16 protein-coding genes are annotated in these 17,251 nt (G+C 61.7%); 6 read left to right on the forward strand and 10 right to left on the reverse strand.

Annotated features, from left to right (window positions below):
* The first annotated feature begins 13 nt into the window (after positions 1 to 13).
* From CIW50_RS12950 to CIW50_RS12960, 3 genes are read left to right on the forward strand one after another with little or no spacing between them, the layout of a single operon-like run.
* On the forward strand, positions 14 to 1,054 hold the full coding sequence (locus CIW50_RS12950) for a branched-chain amino acid ABC transporter permease (RefSeq protein WP_172980312.1): 1,041 nt from the start codon (positions 14 to 16) through the stop codon (positions 1,052 to 1,054).
* Between the two features lie 5 nt (positions 1,055 to 1,059).
* Complete coding sequence (locus CIW50_RS12955) at positions 1,060 to 2,832, forward strand: branched-chain amino acid ABC transporter ATP-binding protein/permease (protein ID WP_149531669.1); 1,773 nt, start codon at positions 1,060 to 1,062, stop codon at positions 2,830 to 2,832.
* Positions 2,829 to 3,572 carry an ABC transporter ATP-binding protein gene (locus tag CIW50_RS12960; RefSeq protein WP_149531670.1) on the forward strand — a complete coding sequence of 248 codons (744 nt, stop codon included), beginning with the start codon at positions 2,829 to 2,831 and terminating at the stop codon, positions 3,570 to 3,572. The genes CIW50_RS12955 and CIW50_RS12960 overlap by 4 nt, the downstream gene beginning before the upstream one ends.
* A gap of 68 nt (positions 3,573 to 3,640) precedes the next feature.
* On the opposite strand, the gene CIW50_RS12965 is transcribed toward CIW50_RS12960, so the two are convergent.
* The 9 genes from CIW50_RS12965 to CIW50_RS13005 form a co-directional block, all read right to left on the reverse strand.
* On the reverse strand, positions 3,641 to 4,789 hold the full coding sequence (locus tag CIW50_RS12965) for an ABC transporter substrate-binding protein (protein ID WP_149531671.1): 1,149 nt from the start codon (positions 4,787 to 4,789) through the stop codon (positions 3,641 to 3,643).
* Between the two features lie 201 nt (positions 4,790 to 4,990).
* Positions 4,991 to 6,139 (reverse strand): ABC transporter substrate-binding protein, encoded by a 1,149-nt coding sequence (locus CIW50_RS12970; protein ID WP_149531672.1) that lies wholly within the window; start codon positions 6,137 to 6,139, stop codon positions 4,991 to 4,993.
* 127 nt (positions 6,140 to 6,266) lie between these two features.
* A complete protein-coding gene (locus CIW50_RS12975) occupies positions 6,267 to 7,028 on the reverse strand; it encodes an SDR family NAD(P)-dependent oxidoreductase (RefSeq protein WP_149531673.1) in 762 nt (253 codons plus the stop codon).
* 49 nt (positions 7,029 to 7,077) lie between these two features.
* Positions 7,078 to 8,961: a feruloyl-CoA synthase gene (locus CIW50_RS12980; RefSeq protein ID WP_149531674.1), complete on the reverse strand. Its 1,884-nt coding sequence runs from the start codon at positions 8,959 to 8,961 to the stop codon at positions 7,078 to 7,080.
* Between the two features lie 59 nt (positions 8,962 to 9,020).
* Positions 9,021 to 9,815 carry a crotonase/enoyl-CoA hydratase family protein gene (locus CIW50_RS12985; protein ID WP_149531675.1) on the reverse strand — a complete coding sequence of 265 codons (795 nt, stop codon included), beginning with the start codon at positions 9,813 to 9,815 and terminating at the stop codon, positions 9,021 to 9,023.
* 172 nt (positions 9,816 to 9,987) lie between these two features.
* The gene (locus tag CIW50_RS12990) at positions 9,988 to 10,452 is read right to left on the reverse strand and encodes a DUF3237 domain-containing protein (protein ID WP_149531676.1); all 465 of its coding nucleotides are present in this window, start codon (positions 10,450 to 10,452) and stop codon (positions 9,988 to 9,990) included.
* Between the two features lie 4 nt (positions 10,453 to 10,456).
* Complete coding sequence (locus CIW50_RS12995; RefSeq protein WP_149531677.1) at positions 10,457 to 11,767, reverse strand: TRAP transporter large permease; 1,311 nt, start codon at positions 11,765 to 11,767, stop codon at positions 10,457 to 10,459.
* A gap of 5 nt (positions 11,768 to 11,772) precedes the next feature.
* Positions 11,773 to 12,267 (reverse strand): TRAP transporter small permease, encoded by a 495-nt coding sequence (locus CIW50_RS13000; RefSeq protein WP_502707487.1) that lies wholly within the window; start codon positions 12,265 to 12,267, stop codon positions 11,773 to 11,775.
* A 254-nt stretch (positions 12,268 to 12,521) separates the two neighbouring features.
* Complete coding sequence (locus CIW50_RS13005) at positions 12,522 to 13,544, reverse strand: TRAP transporter substrate-binding protein (protein WP_149531679.1); 1,023 nt, start codon at positions 13,542 to 13,544, stop codon at positions 12,522 to 12,524.
* Between the two features lie 203 nt (positions 13,545 to 13,747).
* On the opposite strand from CIW50_RS13005, the gene pobA reads away from it, so the two are divergent.
* Both pobA and CIW50_RS13015 read left to right on the forward strand, forming a co-directional pair.
* Positions 13,748 to 14,920, forward strand: a complete 1,173-nt coding sequence (gene pobA / locus CIW50_RS13010; protein ID WP_149531680.1) for a 4-hydroxybenzoate 3-monooxygenase — start codon at positions 13,748 to 13,750, stop codon at positions 14,918 to 14,920.
* Between the two features lie 243 nt (positions 14,921 to 15,163).
* A complete protein-coding gene (locus CIW50_RS13015) occupies positions 15,164 to 15,583 on the forward strand; it encodes a PaaI family thioesterase (RefSeq protein WP_149531681.1) in 420 nt (139 codons plus the stop codon).
* Positions 15,584 to 15,589: 6 nt separating this feature from the next.
* Here the strand turns inward: CIW50_RS13015 and CIW50_RS13020 are convergent, their stop codons facing one another.
* Positions 15,590 to 16,489, reverse strand: a complete 900-nt coding sequence (locus CIW50_RS13020; protein ID WP_149531682.1) for a LysR family transcriptional regulator — start codon at positions 16,487 to 16,489, stop codon at positions 15,590 to 15,592.
* 126 nt (positions 16,490 to 16,615) lie between these two features.
* On the opposite strand from CIW50_RS13020, the gene CIW50_RS13025 reads away from it, so the two are divergent.
* Positions 16,616 to 17,242, forward strand: a complete 627-nt coding sequence (locus CIW50_RS13025) for a pyridoxamine 5'-phosphate oxidase family protein (protein ID WP_149531683.1) — start codon at positions 16,616 to 16,618, stop codon at positions 17,240 to 17,242.
* Positions 17,243 to 17,251 lie beyond the last annotated feature (9 nt).

Below are 17,251 nucleotides of genomic sequence, written 5' to 3' on the forward strand. Positions count from 1 at the left end.
GGAGCGTCCGGCTTTGAATACAACGATCTTGCTGTTCCTTTTGCAGGACGGCATCACCAACGGCGCGATCTATGCGCTGCTTGGGCTGGCCCTTGTGCTGGTCTTTGCGGTGACGCGCGTCATCCTGATCCCGCAGGGCGAATTCATCACCTTCGGCGCGCTGACCTATGCCAGTCTCTCGGCCGGCCAGATGCCGGGCACAATCAAGCTGGCCGTCGCCATGGGCGTCGTCGCCTTCGCCTTCGATCTCTTCACCTTCCGCAAGGCGTTGCATGCCAGGCGCGTACTGCGCTCCGTGGCTGTCAATATCGTCTTCCCGCTGGCGATCTGGGGCGTGATGTGGGCGCTGGGTGGACGGCCGGGGAATATCGCCCTCAACATCGTGCTGTCGTTGCTGATCGTTGCCGCCATCGGCCTTTATCTCTATCGCATCGCGTTCCAGCCAATCGCCCACACCTCGGTGCTGGTGCTGCTGATCGCGTCGGTCGGCTGCCATCTGGCGTTGCAGGGTTTCGGCCTCGTCTTCTTCGGGGCTGAAGGCCAGCGGGGACCTGCGATCTCGTCTGACGCCATCACCATCGGCGCATTACGCTTCACCGGCCAGAGCATCGCCGTCTATGGCATCACCATCGCGCTGATCATCGGCCTCTGGCTGTTCTTCGGCTATACGCTCTATGGCAAGGCGCTGCGCGCCACGGCGGTGAACCGCCTCGGTGCCCGTCTCGTCGGCATCCGCACGTCGCTGTCGGGCCAGATCGCGTTCCTGCTGGCCTCGGTCATCGGCGCAATCTCGGGCATCCTGATCGTGCCGATCACCACGCTCTATTACGACACCGGCTTCCTGATCGGCCTGAAGGGCTTCATCGCTGCCATCATCGGCGGCCTCGTCAGCTATCCGCTCACCGCCACCGCAGCGATCCTGGTCGGCTGCGTCGAGGCGTTCTCGTCGTTCTATGCAAGCAACTACAAGGAAGTCATCGTCTTCACACTGATCCTTCCGGTGCTGGTGCTGCGTTCGCTCGCCGCCCCCGCCGTCGAAGAAGAGAAGGATTGAGCGCCATGACGTCGCGTATCCTTCCCATTCTCGTCTTCGCGCTGGTGATGGCCGCAATCCCGTTCATACCGGGCGTGCCGCCGTTCTGGATCGTGCTCTTGGACAATATCGGCCTCGCCGCACTCGTCGCCATGGGCCTCGTGCTGCTCACTGGTGTCGGCGGTCTGACCTCGTTCGGCCAGGCGGCGTTCTGCGGCTTCGGCGCTTATACGACCGCCTATCTGACGACCGCCTACGGCATGTCACCGTGGCTGACGCTGCCAATGTCGCTGATCGTCTCGGGCCTCGCTGCGGTGTTCCTCGGCATCATCACCATGCGCCTGTCGGGCCATTATCTGCCGCTCGGTACTATCGCCTGGGGCATCAGTCTCTTCTATCTATTCAGTAAGCTCGAATTCCTCGGCCGTAACGACGGTATCTCGGGCATTCCACCGCTGTCGATCGGCAGTTGGAAGATGCTCGATCCGGGCTCGATCTATTTCGTGATCTGGATCGCGGTCATCGTCTGCGCGCTGCTGTCCATGAACCTGCTGGACTCTCGTACCGGTCGTGCCATCCGCGCGCTGCGTCGCGGCCACGTCGCTGCTGAAGCATTCGGCGTGCAGACTGCGCGCGCGAAGCTGATGGTCTTCATCTACGCCGCCGTGCTCGCCGGTCTGTCCGGCTGGCTCTATGCGCATTTCCAGCGCGCCGCGAACCCGACGCCATTCGGGCCGCATCTCGGCATCGAATATCTGTTCATCGCAGTAGTCGGCGGTGCCGGTTATGTCTGGGGCGGCGTCCTCGGCGCGGCCGTGGTCGTGATCCTGAAGGAAGTGCTGCAGAGCTATCTGCCGCTGATCTTCGGCGGCGGCGGCCAGCTCGAAACCATCGTATTCGGCATCCTGCTCGTTGCGCTGCTGCAGCTAGCGCCGACCGGCATGTGGCCGTGGCTGACGGCATGGCTACCGGCCGGCGACAGCCGCAGGCGCCCGGCGCCGGCCGATGCTCTCCCTGCCCGCAGCGGCAGCCATCCCGACACCGGCGTATTGTTGCAGATAGAGAAGGCCCGCAAGCAGTTCGGCGGCGTCATTGCCGTCAATGACGTGTCGTTCACTGTGCAAGCGCGCGAGATCGTGGCGCTGATCGGCCCCAACGGCGCCGGCAAGAGCACGACATTCAATCTCATCACCGGCGTGCTGACTGCGACCGCCGGCAAGGTCGCGGTCCTCGGCAAGAGCGTCTCTGGCGCGCCGCCGCAGGAGATCGTCAAGCTCGGCATTGCCCGTACCTTCCAGCATGTGAAGCTGGTACCCGATATGACCGTGCTGGAAAACGTCGCTCTCGGCGCGCATCTGCGCGGACGTTCGGGCGCCATCGCCAGCATGCTGAGGCTTGACCGCGCCGACGAAGCGAAGCTGCTCGCGGAAGCCGCCAAGCAGATCGAACGTGTCGGTCTTGGCGACCAGATGAACCAGCTCGCAGGCAGCCTGTCGCTTGGCCAGCAGCGCATCGTCGAGATCGCGCGCGCACTCTGCGTCGATCCGATGTTGCTGCTGCTGGATGAACCTGCCGCCGGCCTGCGCCATATGGAGAAGCAGCAGCTCGCATCGCTGCTGCGGCAGTTACGCGATGGCGGCATGTCGGTGCTGCTGGTCGAACACGATATGGGCTTCGTGATGAAGCTCGCCAACCGCATCGTGGTGCTCGATTTCGGGACCAAGATCGCCGAGGGCACGCCGGCCGACATCAAGACCAACCCCGACGTCATCAAGGCCTATCTGGGAGTGGTGGCATGAAGGCTCAAAACAGCGCGTTGTTGCAAGTCACCGACGCACATGTCGCTTATGGCAAGGTCGAGGCCGTGCGCGCGGTCAATCTCGAAGTCCGCACCGACGAGATCGTCACCATCATCGGCGCCAACGGCGCCGGCAAGACCACATTGCTCAATGCCGTGATGGGCATCCTGCCGCTGAAAGGCGGCGTAAGCTTTGCCGGGCAGGACGTCTCCAGGATCGACATCGAGGACCGCGTCGCCGCGGGCTTGAGCCTCGTCCCCGAGCATCGCGAATTATTCGCTACGATGAATGTGGAAGACAATCTGTTGCTCGGCGCGTTCCGCATCGACAAGGCTACGGCCGCTCGTTCGTTCGAGCACGTCTACAATTTGTTTCCGCGCCTCAAGGAGCGTCGCGAGCAGCTCGCTGGCACGCTCTCCGGCGGCGAACAGCAGATGCTCGCCATGGGCCGCGCGCTGATGGGCGCGCCGAAACTTCTGATGCTCGACGAGCCGAGCCTCGGCCTGGCCCCGATCATCGTCGCCGACATTTTCCGCATCGTCAGCGAACTGAAAGCCGCCGGCGTCTCGGTGCTGCTGGTCGAGCAGAATGCGCAGGCCGCATTGAAGATCGCCGACCGCGCTTATGTGATGGAACTCGGCGAATTCATCCTGGATGGCGCCGCCAGCGACATCGCCAGCAACCAGCGCGTGGTTGCGAGCTATCTCGGGTTTCAGCACGAGGGTGAGAGCGCGATCTGATCGCGATCACGTGAAAAAGCCGGTTGTCTCGCGACAGCCGGCTTTCGTTTGAGCTCGTACGCTCCGGCTTACTTCGCCGGAACGTATTTGCCGTCCTTTACCGTCAGCAGGATCCGCGAGCGGTCGTCGACGCCGTTGCGGTCTTTTTCGGTGTAGTTGTAGACGCCCTGGGTCGCGGCGATTTCCTTCTCAGACATCAACGCCTGGCGGATGGCGTCGCGGAATTCCGGCGTGCCGGGCTTGGCGGTCTTCAGCGCCACAGGCACCACGCGCTTGAGCACTTCGAATACGTCATAGGCGTGACCGGCGAACTGGCTGCGGCTATTGGCGCCATACTTGGCTTCATAGGCAGTGTTGAGTTCGAGGCCGGGCTTCTTGGTCTGCGCCGTATCCGGCTGGCCTTCCGGATACATCACGGGGCCCGCAGCCATCAGCACGCCTTCGGCGGATTTGCCGGCGATACGGATGAAGTCACTCGAGGCAGCGCCATGGGTCTGATAGATCAACCCCTTGTAGCCGCGGTCGCGCAGTTCGGACTGTGGCATGCCGGCGCCCGTGCCGGCGGCGCCGATCAGAATCGCATCGGGATTGGCGGCGATCAGCTTCAGCGCCTGACCGGTAATCGACGTATCCGGACGTGCGAAACGCTCGTCGTCGACGATGGACATGCCCATCGCCGATGTCTGGGCCTTGAGGTCGTTGAACCACAGGTCGCCATAGGAATCCGAATAGCCGACATAACCGATGGTTTTGACGCCATGGGCCTTCATGTGGTCGTACATGACCTTGCCGACAATCTCGACCGGCTGCGGCATGTCCACCGACCATTTCACGCGCGCCGGCGTGAACGGCATCGGCGACAGGCTGAAATGCGGCACACCGGCTTCATTGGCGACCGCCGACATGGCGACCGAAGACGGCACGATCGACGAACCGACCATGATGTCGGCCTTGGACTCCGACACGAAGCGGCGCGCATTGGTGGTGGCGATGGACGGATCGCCGCCATCGTCGAGCACGATCAGCTTCAGCGGCACGCCGCCGATCTCCTTGGGCACGAATTCCAGCGCGTTGCGCTCAGGCACGCCCAGCGCGGCGGCGGGGCCCGTGGTGGAGATGCTGATGCCGATGGTGATGTCGGAGGACTGGGCCTTCGCCGGGACGGCGATGGCCAGCGAGGCGGCAACGGCCGCGATCGCCAGATGAAGCTTGGACATGTGGTTTGTTTCTCTGAACTCTTGTGACTGCGAACTGCGCCGACAGCAGCGGCATTGCCGACCATCGTTGCGCAGGTTGTGACCGCACGAAGGCTCGCGCAGCACGAAAAAACCGGCCTCTGGGCAGAGGCCGGTTTTGGTATCGGAAAATGCCGGGGAAGCAAAGGGCACGAAATGCCCAGGATCCCCGTCAGAAGCGCATCACTGGGCGAGAACGTATTTGCCGTCTTTCACCGTCAGCAAGATGCGCGAACGCTCATCGAGGCCATACCGATCTTTTTCCGTGAAGTTATAGACGCCCTGCGAGGCGGCAATTTCCCTCTCCGTCAGCAACGCCTGGCGGATCGCCTCGCGGAACTCGGGTGTGCCGGGCTTGGCGGTCTTCAGCGCCGTCGGGATCACCCGCTTCAGCACTTCGAAGGCGTCGTAGGAGTGGCCTGCGAACTGGCTGCGGCTGTTGGGGCCATATTTGGCTTCATAGGCGCTGTTGAGCGCCATACCGGGCTTCTTGGTCAGTGCCGTGTCCGCCTGGCCTTCCGGATACATCACCGGGCCGGAGGCCATCAGCACGCCCTCGGCCGCCTTGCCGGCGATGCGGATGAAGTCCATCGAGGCGGCGCCGTGGGTCTGATAGATCAGGCCCTTGTAGCCCTTGTCGCGCAGTTCGGTCTGCGGAAGTGCTGCCGCGGTGCCGGAAGCGCCGACCAGGATCGCGTCAGGGTTGGCAGCGATCAGTTTCAGCACCTGGCCGGTGACCGACGTATCTGGGCGGGCAAAGCGCTCTTCCGCCACAATATTGATACCCATCGGCACCGCCTGGGTCTTGAGATCGTTGAACCACAGATCGCCGTAGCTGTCGGAATAACCGATATAGCCGATGGTCTTGATGCCCTTCGACTTCATGTGGTCGTACATCACCTTGCCGACGATCGGCACGGGCTGTGGCATGGCCACGGACCACTTGGCACGTTCAGGCGTAATCGGCAGCGGCGACAGGGCGAAATGCGGGATACCGGCTTCGTTGGCCACGTTGGACACAGCAATGCTGGTTGGCGTAACCGCCGAGCCCAGGATGATGTCGGCTTTGGATTCGGTGACGAAGCGGCGGGCGTTGGTGGTCGCGGTGGTCGGATCGCCGCCATCGTCGAGCACGATGATCTTGAGCGGGACTCCACCGATTTCCTTCGGCACGAATTCGAGCGCATTGCGCTCGGGGATGCCCAGCGCGGCCGCCGGGCCCGTCGTTGACGTGGTAATGCCGATGGTGACGTCGGACGTCTGGGCAAAAGCCGGTGCGGCGAATGCCAGCGAGGCGGCAACGGCCGCGATCGCCAAGTGATGCTTGGTCATGGGTCTCTCCCTCCAGGTTATTTTTATGTGTCAGCTAAATCAAAGTTCGGCTGGCTTATCAGCCCCTTCTTTAGGTCAGTGCGCCCGTACCGGTAAAGGGCTGGCGCACTGATCGTTTGCCGCAGGCTTAACGGGGCGCCATGCGCAGCGATGCGTCGAGCCTGACGACCTCGCCGTTCAGATATGGATTGTCGATCATGTGCAGTGCGAGAGACGCGAACTCGTCGGCATGGCCGAGCCGGCGCGGGAACGGGATCGCCGCAGCGAGACTGTCCTGCGCCTCCTGCGGCAGGCCGGCCAAAAGCGGCGTCATGAACAGGCCCGGCGCGATGGTCAGCACGCGAATGCCGAACTGGGCCATTTCGCGGGCGATGGGCAGTGTCATGCCGACGATGCCGCCCTTGGAGGCAGAATAGGCGGACTGGCCGATCTGACCGTCATAGGCCGCCACCGAGGCCGTCGAGATCACAACGCCGCGCTCGCCGGTCTCCAGCGGCTCCAGTTTGGACATCGGGTCCGTTGCCAAGCGGATCATATTGAACGAGCCGATCAGGTTGACGCGGATCACCTTGTCGAAATCGCCGAGCGCCATAGGACCATCGCGACCGATCACGCGCTTGGCAACGCCGATGCCGGCGCAATTCACCAGCACGCGCGCCGGGCCGTGCGCCTTGGCGGCGGCTGCAACCGCGGCTTCAGCGGAGGCGGCGTCGGAGACGTCGCAGGAAATGGCGACGCCGCCGATTTCCTTGGCGACAGCCTCGGCGAGTGTCGTGTTGAGATCGAGCAGTGCGACCTTCGCGCCTTGCGCCGCGAGCTTGCGGGCGGTTGCCGCGCCGAGGCCGGATGCGCCGCCGGTGACGATGGCGGATTGGTTCTTCAGTTGCATAGTGTCCTCCCGTACTTCGATTTCTTTGCCCCTCGCTGGCGGCTTTCAATCAGATCGCAATCACCTTCGCAGCTTCTGGATTCCCATAGATGTTATCGATCAACACCGCGCGATGCTCCAGCACAGCGCGCTGATTGACCGAGCCCTTATCCGTGACCTCGCCGCGATCGATCGACAACGGCGTTTCGAGCAGCACGGCCCTCGCGATGCGTGTCGAGGAGCCAGTGGCGCCTGCCATGAAGCGTCCGAGGCGCTCACGGAACGCGTCGCGGACGATCGGATCATTGGCCGCAGCGGCGAAATCGCCTGCCGGCAGATCGGGATTGACGGTACGGCAGCCATCGAGATCGAGGATCACCAAAGCCGCGAGTTCGTCGCGGTTGATGCCCGTGATCACCACATCGCGCACCAGCGGCGCGCAAGTGCCGACGAAGCGTGCGCGCAGCGGGCCAACACTGACCCAGGTGCCGCTGCCGAGCTTGAAGTCCTCGGAGATGCGACCGTCGAAATCAAAGCCTGCAGAAAGATTATCGGGATCAACTGCTTTCAGCGCATCGCCGAAAATGTAATAGCCTTCCTCGTCGAACGCCTTCGCGGTCAGTTCCGGCTCGCGCCAATAGCCCGGCGTGATGTTCGGCCCCTTGGCGCGCACTTCCATCTTGCCGTTGTTCGGCACCAGCTTGGCATCGTTGCCCGGCACCGGGAGACCGACATGGCCGGACCGACTCGTCACGGGATTGACGCACATGAAGAAGGGCGAGGTCTCGGTGGCGCCAAGACCCGTCAGCATCGGCACGCGCACACCCGTGGTCTGTACTGATAGTTCGTCGAGACTGTCCCAGACATAGGCCGACAGCGCCGCGCCCGAGAAGAACATCGCGTGCAGCCGCGCAAAAAATTTCTGGCGGAGTTCGCCGTCCTCGCGCAAATAGGGCAGCAGGGACTCGTAGCCCTTGGGAACGTTGAAATAGACGGTCGGCGAGATCTCGCGAAGATTGCGGATGGTCTGCTCGATGCCCGCCGGCGTCGGCTTACCCTCATCGAGATACATAGAGCCGCCATTGAACAGCGTCAGCCCTATATTGTGATTGCCGCCAAACGTATGATTCCACGGCAGCCAGTCGATGATGACAGGCGGCTCGTCCTTCAGGAAAGCCAGCGTGTCACGCAGCATGATCTGGTTGGCGCACATCATGCGCTGTGTGTTGATCACAGCCTTCGGATTACCTGTCGAGCCCGAAGTCAGCAAAAACTTGGCGATCGAGTCAGGACCGATCGCAGCGTTCGCAGCGTCGAGATTGGCTGCCTCCTGCGTCGTCAGAAGCTCGGAGAGCCTTGTCACACCGCGATCCGGCAGCATGCCGCGGGACACGACGACTTCGACATCGGCCGGGACATTAAAGCGGACCGCATCCGCGAACACGTCGCCGTCGTCGACGAAGATCAGCCCCGGCGTCAGCAGCTTCATGAGATAGCCGAGCTTGCCATAATCCTTCGACACCAGCGAATAGGCCGGCGATACCGGCGCATAGGGAATGCCAGCATAGAGCGCGCCGAAGGCGATCAGCGCGTGATCGACGGAATTGCCCGAGAGAATGACGATGGGCTTGTCGGCCGACAACCCCCGCGCCAGCAGCGCTGAAGCGATGTGGCGCGCCGTATCCAACATCTGCGCGTATGTGACTTCACGCCAGCCGCCGCCTTCCGCGCGCTCGGCCATGAAAACGCGATCCGGCGTCTCTCTAGCCCAGTGATGCAGATAATCGGTAACGCGTTCCGGATAGTCGCCGATGACATTGGTCGGCCGTAGATAGATGGTGCCGTTATCGTGGCGCTCGATGGTGACCGCGGGATCGCCATAGGAAATGGAGCGCAATGGATGCGCCGCCTCTGCCCTCTTGGTCTGATTGCTCTTTTCCGCACTTGGAGACATTGGTCCCACCCTATGTGTTTCGTCCTGGTGTTCTTGTTATTTTTGTTTGTCGTCGTCGTTCAGGTCGGCTTGACCTTGCCGGTCTTGCGATCCAGGAAATCCCGAATGCGATTTTTCGCTTCCTGATCGTTCTGCGCCACTGAGGCCATCAGCGCTTCCAGCATTAAACCTGTTTGTGGGCTGGCTTCGGCGATTAGCGGCAAGGCTTGCAGCACGGCGAAATTTGTCAACGGCGCGTTCTGCGCCACGCGCTCGGCAAGTTCGATCGCCTTGGGCAACGCGCCACCGGCTTCTGTCAGATACTGCGCGAAGCCGAGCGCTGCGCCTTCCTCCGCCTTGTAGACGCGGCCGGTCAGCATCATATCGGCCATCCGGTGCACGCCGATCAGCCGCGGCAACCTCATCGAACCGCCACCACCAACGAAGATGCCGCGGCTGCCTTCCGGCAGCGCATAGTAGGCCGAGGGGTCGGCGACGCGGATGTGCGCGGAGCATGCGAGTTCAAGGCCACCACCGATCACGGCGCCCTGCAAGGCAGCAATCACCGGCACGCGGCAATGCTGGATGATGTCGAACACCCGGTGCCACATCCGCGAATGCATCAGACCCGCTGTGGCGTCGCGTTCGGTCAGTTCGGATAGATCGAGGCCGGCAGAAAAATGCCCGCCGATGCCATGCACCACTACCGCGCCGACCTCGTCCGGCAGCGACGCGAAACAGCGCTCGATCTCCAGGATCAGCCCATCGTTCAACGCATTGCGTTTGGCCGGACGGTTCAGCCCCACGACCAGCACGAGGCCCTGGGTTTCGATCTGGAGCATGGAGGCAGCAGCAGCGGGGACGGCTTGGTTCATGGGCGCGATTAGGTCCTAGTGAGAATAATTATATTTTATAACGAATAGGGCGTAAGTCAATCTTGCGGTGCAATAAGCCTCTTCCTTCAATCTAATATGGGCGTCCGGCCCGCGAGAGCGACCCGGCCGCGCCAAGTGCAGGAAAGTAAGCGCGATCCGCGCAGCACAGGCCTCACAGCACCTGATGCACCGCAAGCTCCACCCGATCCGGATGCCGCGTGCCAACGCCGATGAACAGATTCTGCATCAGCCAGCGATAGTTGGGACGCCCTGTCTCGAACCTCGGCACCGAGCGGAAATAGATCAGAGCGGGATCGACGGCCTCGCCACGCGCGATGCGATCGAGCGCCTCCTTTGGCCCGAAGCGGACGCCGATATTCTCGATATAGATAATAGCGCCGTCATCGAGTTCGAATGTGTATTTCGCTTCAAGCTCGGTAAAGCCATCCGGGCGGATGACCTGGAAATCCGCGCCGCTTGGATGGATCGTGCCCTTGATGCCCTCGCCCTGCACGGTCCCGCCAAGGACCGGGATGACGCGACGGATGCCATATCCGAGATCGCCGGCCACGATCGGCGTGCCGACCTTGATCGACAGGCTGAAGACATATTTCGTCGCAAGCTGCGGTGTCGTCATGATGTCATCCAATCATCCGCATCGGCAACCAGGTCGCAATCAGCGGGAACAGGATCAGCAGCACGAGACGGATCAGGTCGGTAACCACGAATGGCAGCACGCCTTTGAATATCGTCGACATGCTGACGTCCTTGATCACACTCTTGATGACGAAGACGTTCATGCCGACCGGCGGGTGAATCAGACCGAGCTCGACGGTCATGACGATGACGATGCCGAACCAGATCGGATCGAAACCAAGCGCCATGATCACCGGAAACACGATCGGCACGGTGAGGATCACCATGGCCATGGCATCCATCAAGCAACCGAGCACCAGATACATCAGGAGGATCAGCGCCAGCACGCCGTAGGGGCCGATGCCGAGGCCGGTGAGAAACTCGGTGACGTGCTGCGGGGTCTGGGTAATGGTGAGAAAATAGCCAAAGCACAGCGCACCGATGAGCACAGTGAACACGGCGGCCGCGGTCCGCGTCGCTTGCAACAGTGACTGCAGAATGCCGTCCTTGTTCAGTTTGCCGCGCAGTACGCCGATGATGAAGGCGCCCACGGCGCCGACCGCACCGGCTTCAGTCGGAATGAAGAAGCCACCATAGAGGCCGCCGATCACGAAGATGAACAGCAGCAACGGCGACCAGACGTCGCGGATCGCCGCCGCGCGCTCGCGCCACGAGGCTTTCGGTCCAGCCGGCAAGAAGCCCGGCTTGACCACGCCGATGATCGCAATGGTGATCATGTGCATGACGATGGCCAGCAGGCCCGGCACGATGCCGGCAATGAACAGCTTGCCGATGTCCTGCTGGGTGATGATGCCGTAGACCGCGAGCACCGTGGACGGCGGCAGCATGGCGCCGAGCGTGCCACCAACCGCAATCACACCAGTGGCGAAGCTCTGCGGATAATTGAAACGGCGCATCTCGGGATAGGCGACGGCAGAGAATGTCGCGGCGGTGGCGACCGACGAGCCGGAGATCGCAGCAAAACCACCGCAGGCCGCGATCGTCGCAATACCCAATCCGCCCTTCCAGTGGCCGACAAAAGTGTTGGCGGCGCGAAACAGTTCGCGACTGATGCCGGACACCGAGACGAAGGCGCCCATCAGGAGGAACATGGGGATCACGCCGAAGGAATAATCCGTCACCGTGCGCATGGTGGTCTGGCCGACCAGTTTCAGCGCCGGCGCAAAGCCCGTGAGATAGCCGAAGCCCGTGATGCCCACGAGGCCCATCGCCATGCCCACCGGCACGCGCAGCAGCATCAGCACAAACAGGCTGACAAAGCCGATGACGGCAACCGCTTCATTGCTGAGGTCCATGCGACTTACTCTGCCGTCTTGATTTTGGGTTCGTGCATCTCTTCCGGATGGAAGATCAGCCTGTAAGTGCGGATCGCGATCAGCAGCACCGCCGAGACGTCGCCAATCCATGACAGCAGAAAGAACGGCCAGACCGGCAGTTGCAGATCCATGGTGACGATGTGGCTCGAATAGGTGTCCACCACCTTGTCAAACAGCGTGTAGGTCTGCACCGTGACGACGAACAGCAGCACCAAGGTTGCGAACACATCGATCCAGCGCTGATATTTCGGCGTGGCATTCGCCCAGACCAGATCGACGGTGATGTGCGAGCCGCGATAAGACGTCGCGGCGATGCCCCAGAAGATCAGCACGCCAAGCATGAACTGACCGATATTATAGTAATCGGGAATCGTGACCGCAAAGAATTTGCGCATGAACACCGCGATGAAGGTGTTCAGCGCGACGATACCGACGAAGAACGCGGCGATCCATTCGATGGAATCGATAAAGCGATCCATCACGTTCTTGCGGGGCGCATCCGGCGGAATGCCGAGGGCGCTTGATTGGGAGATTTCGGACGTGGCGGTCATGATGGTTTTGATTTCAGGTTATCGTTCTGGGCGACAAGCTCGTCATTCCGGAGCGTGCGAGCCTCGCTCGCGTGAACCCAGAATCTCGATGTGGTGCAACCTCTGGTGCCAAACAGCTCGGGATTCCGGGTTCGCTTCATCCGCGCCAACGCGCGAATGAAGCGCCCCGGAATGACGATCGATCACAACCCCGCGTCGTGCTTCTTCAGCATCGCCTTGAGGTCCGCATCGATGGCATCGGCGTCGCCGCCAGCCTTCTTCACGGCTGCAGCCCAGGCGGCGTTGAGGGGCTGGACGCCCTTCTTCCATTCGGCGAGCTGCTCAGGCGTCAGCTTGTAGACTTCGTGATCCGGCAGCGCCTTCATCTTGGTGCGGCCATTGGCTTCGAAGTCGACCCAGGGATCGGTGACCTTGGAGGCCCATTCCGGCGTGCAGTGATCGTCGATGATCTTCTTCTGCCCCGCGGACATGGAATTATACTTGGCAAGGTTGATGTTGTAGGTGAACACCGTCGAATAGAGTGGCACGTCGATGTGATACTTCACCACCTTGTCGATGCCAAACAGGAAGATCGAGCCCCACGGGAACGCGATCTCGTCGGCAACGCCGCGTTCGATCGCATCGCGCGATTCCGGCGCCGAGGCCTGCACATTGGTGCCGCCGAACAGCTTGACCATTTCGCCGATCGTACTCTGCGCCGGGCGGACCTTCACGCCGTTGAGGTCTGACGGCACGACGATCTTCTTCTTGCCGTGGATCGAGCCGGGATCGTGGATAAAGGCGAAGCACAACTTGGTGTCCTTCATCTCGGTCTTGGCGTATTTCTGATACCACTCGTTGAGCGCGAGGGTGCCCTTCTTGCCGTCCGAGAACACGAAGGGCAGCTGGCCCGCAGCCACGATGGGGAAACGGCCGGGCTGATAGCCGGGATTCACGTAAGTGATATCGGCGATACCATCGCGCGCCATATCGTAATGGTCGAACGCCTTGCCGAGCTGTTCCGAAGGGAATACCGACATCTTGATGCTGCCGCCCGAGGCCTTCTCGATATCGGCAGCCCAAGCCTGTGTGGCCGGTACCAGCGGATGGGCCGGCGGCACCCACAGCGATACTTTCATATTGACGGTTTTGTCTTGCGCTTGCGCGGGCGTGAGTACTGGCATGATGCAGCCAGCCGCCAGCAATGCGAGAATTGCTTTCCTCATCGTCTCTCCCTCTACGTCCGTTTGGACGTGTTCTCTCGAACCTGTTCACCGGACCTTGAATGGCCCTTTGCGAATATTGTTATATGTTATAATCATCCTTGCAAGCGGTGCGATTGCATGCGTTGCGGGCCCAGTGTCGCGACCCCGCTTGACTTGTCAACTCAGTCGGACGACAGAGCCTATATCAACCGCGGGAGCAAGCGTTGCGAACAAAAGTTGCCATCATTGGAGCTGGTCCGGCTGGAATGTTGCTTGGGCAACTATTGCATGCCTATGGGATCGATAACGTCATTCTCGAGCGCAAGGACCGCGACTATGTGCTGGCGCGGATCCGCGCCGGTGTCCTCGAACAGGGCACCGTTGGCCTGCTGGAAAAACTGGGGATTACCGAGCGCCTGCATCATGAAGGCCTGATTCATGACGGGATCGAACTTCTGTTCGGTGGAATTCGCCACCGCCTCGATCTGAAGAAAGCCTCCGGCGGCAAAGTCGTCACCGTCTATGGCCAGACCGAAGTCACCCGCGACCTGATGGACGCCCGCGATGCGGCCGGGTTGACCACAGTCTATGACGCCGACAATGTCAGCCTGCATGATTTCGACGGCACAAGCCCGCGTGTCCGCTACGTCAAGGACGGCGTAAGCCATGAGATTGCCTGCGATTTCATCGCAGGCTGCGACGGGTTCCATGGCGTGTCGCGGCAGAGCGTTCCGGCGTCCGCCGTGCAGACTTTCGAGCGCGTCTATCCGTTCGGCTGGCTCGGCCTGCTCTCTGATACGCCGCCAGTCTCTCATGAGCTGATCTACACCAATCACGAGCGCGGCTTCGCACTATGCTCGATGCGCTCGATGACGCGCAGCCGCTATTACGTCCAGTGCTCGCTCGACGAAAAGGTCGAGAACTGGACCGACGACATGTTCTGGGACGAGTTGCGGCGCCGCCTCGACACCGAAGCCGCGGAAAGCCTCGTCACCGGCCCGTCACTGGAGAAGAGCATCGCGCCGCTGCGTAGTTTTGTCGCGGAGCCTATGCGGTTCGGCCGGCTGTTCCTGGCCGGCGACGCCGCCCATATCGTGCCGCCGACCGGCGCCAAGGGGCTCAACCTCGCCGCTTCCGACGTCCATTACCTGTCGATGGCGCTGCGCGAATTCTATGACGAGAAGTCATCGAGCGGTCTCGACTTCTATTCGGCCATCGCGCTGAAGCGCGTATGGAAAGCCGTGCGCTTCTCGTGGTGGATGACCTCGATGATGCATCGCTTCCCCGACAACGACGGTTTCGGCACCAAGCTGCAGCAGGCTGAGCTGGATTATGTCGTACATTCGGATGTCGCGACGGCATCGCTGGCGGAGAATTATGTGGGATTGCCTTACTAAGGCGAAGCTTGGCTAAACTTCCCCACATGCTCGGATGTCATGCGCGGGCTTGACCCGCGTATCCATCTTTGCCCGCGCGCTTGTGCAGGAGGATTGCGGGTCAGCCCGGCACTGAAAGCGGTATAACCATTGCCGCCGTCACGCCTGTTTTAAACGTCGCGTCCAACCCGTTTGAAACTTTGTTGGTCTGTCCTTTGCGCGAGCTTTCGCTTCTATAGCGCAAACAATCCGGATCGATGCGCCATGACCGACACCACCATCCCCGACGGCTTCGCACCGCACTATCGCAAGAGCCCCCTCACCGCACCTTGGGAGCCGATCTATTCCAAGGTGACCGACACCAATGTCATCCTCGGTCTCCGCATCGCCGAAGCACATACCAATTCGCGGGGCATGGCACATGGTGGGCTGATCACCGCGCTGGCCGATAATGCGATGGGCCTGAGCTGCGGCCATTTGCTTGGCGGCGGCACGCGGCTGGTCACGGTCAATCTCTCGGCCGATTTTCTCGGCTCCGCCCACATAGGGCAATGGCTGCAGATCGAGACAGATGTGATCAAGACCGGCAAGCGTCTCTGCTTCGCGCAGGCGCTGATCACGGCAGATGGCGAGCCTTGCGCCCGCGCCAATGGCACCTTCAGCGTGGCCCCACCAAAAGTGTAGCGACGGCTATCGCTTGCTGAAATCCCACCGGCAGATTTCGGCGGCGAGATCGATGAAGGCGCGCACTTTCGCGGACAACAGCCGCGACGTCGGATAGACGATGTGGATCGGCACAGCCGGCGGCTCGAACCTCATAAGCACGCATTTGAGGCGCCCGGCGGCCAGCGCATCGGCCGCCTGATAGGCCAGCACGCGGGTCAGGCCGCCGCCATGTTCAGCATGCCAGATGGCGGCATCGGCGACGTCGGTGGTGAAGCGCGGCGTATGTGCGATGCGTACATCGGAGCCATCCCGCACGAAGCGCCATTCCGGTACTGACGCGATCGCGCCGAACTGGATCGTATCATGCTTCGCGATATCCTCCGGTGTCTCCGGACGGCCACGCTGCGCCAGATAATCCGGCGACGCAACGACGATGCGCGGCATGCTGCCGACATGGCGCGCGACAAGGCTGGAATCGGGGAGATGGCCGATCCGGACGGCGACGTCTATCCCGTCCTCGACCAGACTGATCATGCGGTCGGTCAGCCGCAATTCGCCTGACACGTCCGGATAGCGCTGCAGATAGGCTGAGATCAGCGGCGTGACATGCAGACGCCCGAAGCCGACCGGTGCGGAGACGACCAAACGCCCGCTCGGCCGCGCCCGCTCAGCCTGTGCGGAGCCTTCGGCCTCCTCGATATCCGCGAGAATCTGGCGCACTCGTTGCAGATAGCGCGCGCCGACATCGGTCAGCATCACCGAACGCGTGGTCCGCTGCAGCAGGCGGGCGCCGAGGCGCTCCTCCAGGGCGGCCACCATGCGGGTGACCGCCGAGGCGGATAGCCCGAGCTTGCGGGCCGCAGGCGCAAACCCCTGCAGGTCCGCCACGGCGACGAAGACGGTCATGGCTTCGATGCGATCCATCGTACCATTTCATATCGCGCAATAATGAAGTGTCAATTCAGGCAATTGTTCTTATGACGGAAATAGCCATTTTGGGTGGTACTGAGAACCTATCCCGTTCCAAGCTCCAAGGAGGGAGTGATCCTCATGTCAGAGATCGACACCTATTCCAGCGACGTTGCTTTCACACCGACCGTCAAGGCGATCCAGACCCGCAAGGGGTCGCGTTCCGGCTATGCGCATGTCGAGGAAAATGGCGGCTGGCGTACCGAGGTTGACGACAATCTCGCGGCGTTTCTAGCCGAGACCAACAGCTTCTTTCTGGCCACGGCCAGCGCAGACGGCCAGCCTTACATGCAGCATCGCGGCGGCCCCAAGGGATTCGTGAAGGTGCTCGACAAGCAGACGTTGGCCTTCGCGGACTACAGTGGCAACCGCCAATACATCACCCAGGGCAATCTCGCCGAGAATCCGAAAGCCAATATTTTCATCATGGATTACGCGCATCGCCGCCGGGTCAAGCTCTGGGGTACTGCGCGGGTGGTCGAGGATGATCCAGCCCTGTTGGCATCGCTGATGCCGCAGGGCTATCGCGCCAAACCCGAGCAGGTGATCCTGTTCACGATTGCTGCGTGGGACACCAATTGTCCGCAGCATATCCCGCAGAAATTCGATGCGGCGGATGTCGCTGCGGCACTGGCATCACGCGATGTGCGGATCGCGGAACTGGAAGCCGAACTGGCGACGCTGAAGAACTCAACGTCGCCGGATTGAAGGCGTTGC

This window comes from Tardiphaga sp. P9-11, from assembly GCF_008329525.1.
Classification (GTDB): Bacteria; Pseudomonadota; Alphaproteobacteria; order Rhizobiales; family Xanthobacteraceae; genus Tardiphaga.

Bases quoted from the DNA above. Each gene is read 5' to 3' on its own strand.
- CIW50_RS12955 (WP_149531669.1), top strand. From the start codon at position 1,060: ATGACGTCGCGTATCCTTCCCATTCTCGTCTTCGCGCTGGTGATGGCC.
- CIW50_RS12960 (WP_149531670.1), top strand. From the start codon at position 2,829: ATGAAGGCTCAAAACAGCGCGTTGTTGCAAGTCACCGACGCACATGTC.
- CIW50_RS12965 (WP_149531671.1), bottom strand. From the start codon at position 4,789: ATGTCCAAGCTTCATCTGGCGATCGCGGCCGTTGCCGCCTCGCTGGCC.
- CIW50_RS12970 (WP_149531672.1), bottom strand. From the start codon at position 6,139: ATGACCAAGCATCACTTGGCGATCGCGGCCGTTGCCGCCTCGCTGGCA.
- CIW50_RS12975 (WP_149531673.1), bottom strand. From the start codon at position 7,028: ATGCAACTGAAGAACCAATCCGCCATCGTCACCGGCGGCGCATCCGGC.
- CIW50_RS12980 (WP_149531674.1), bottom strand. From the start codon at position 8,961: ATGTCTCCAAGTGCGGAAAAGAGCAATCAGACCAAGAGGGCAGAGGCG.
- CIW50_RS12985 (WP_149531675.1), bottom strand. From the start codon at position 9,815: ATGAACCAAGCCGTCCCCGCTGCTGCTGCCTCCATGCTCCAGATCGAA.
- CIW50_RS12990 (WP_149531676.1), bottom strand. From the start codon at position 10,452: ATGACGACACCGCAGCTTGCGACGAAATATGTCTTCAGCCTGTCGATC.
- CIW50_RS12995 (WP_149531677.1), bottom strand. From the start codon at position 11,767: ATGGACCTCAGCAATGAAGCGGTTGCCGTCATCGGCTTTGTCAGCCTG.
- CIW50_RS13000 (WP_502707487.1), bottom strand. From the start codon at position 12,267: ATGGATCGCTTTATCGATTCCATCGAATGGATCGCCGCGTTCTTCGTC.
- CIW50_RS13005 (WP_149531679.1), bottom strand. From the start codon at position 13,544: ATGAGGAAAGCAATTCTCGCATTGCTGGCGGCTGGCTGCATCATGCCA.
- CIW50_RS13015 (WP_149531681.1), top strand. From the start codon at position 15,164: ATGACCGACACCACCATCCCCGACGGCTTCGCACCGCACTATCGCAAG.
- CIW50_RS13020 (WP_149531682.1), bottom strand. From the start codon at position 16,489: ATGGATCGCATCGAAGCCATGACCGTCTTCGTCGCCGTGGCGGACCTG.
- CIW50_RS13025 (WP_149531683.1), top strand. From the start codon at position 16,616: ATGTCAGAGATCGACACCTATTCCAGCGACGTTGCTTTCACACCGACC.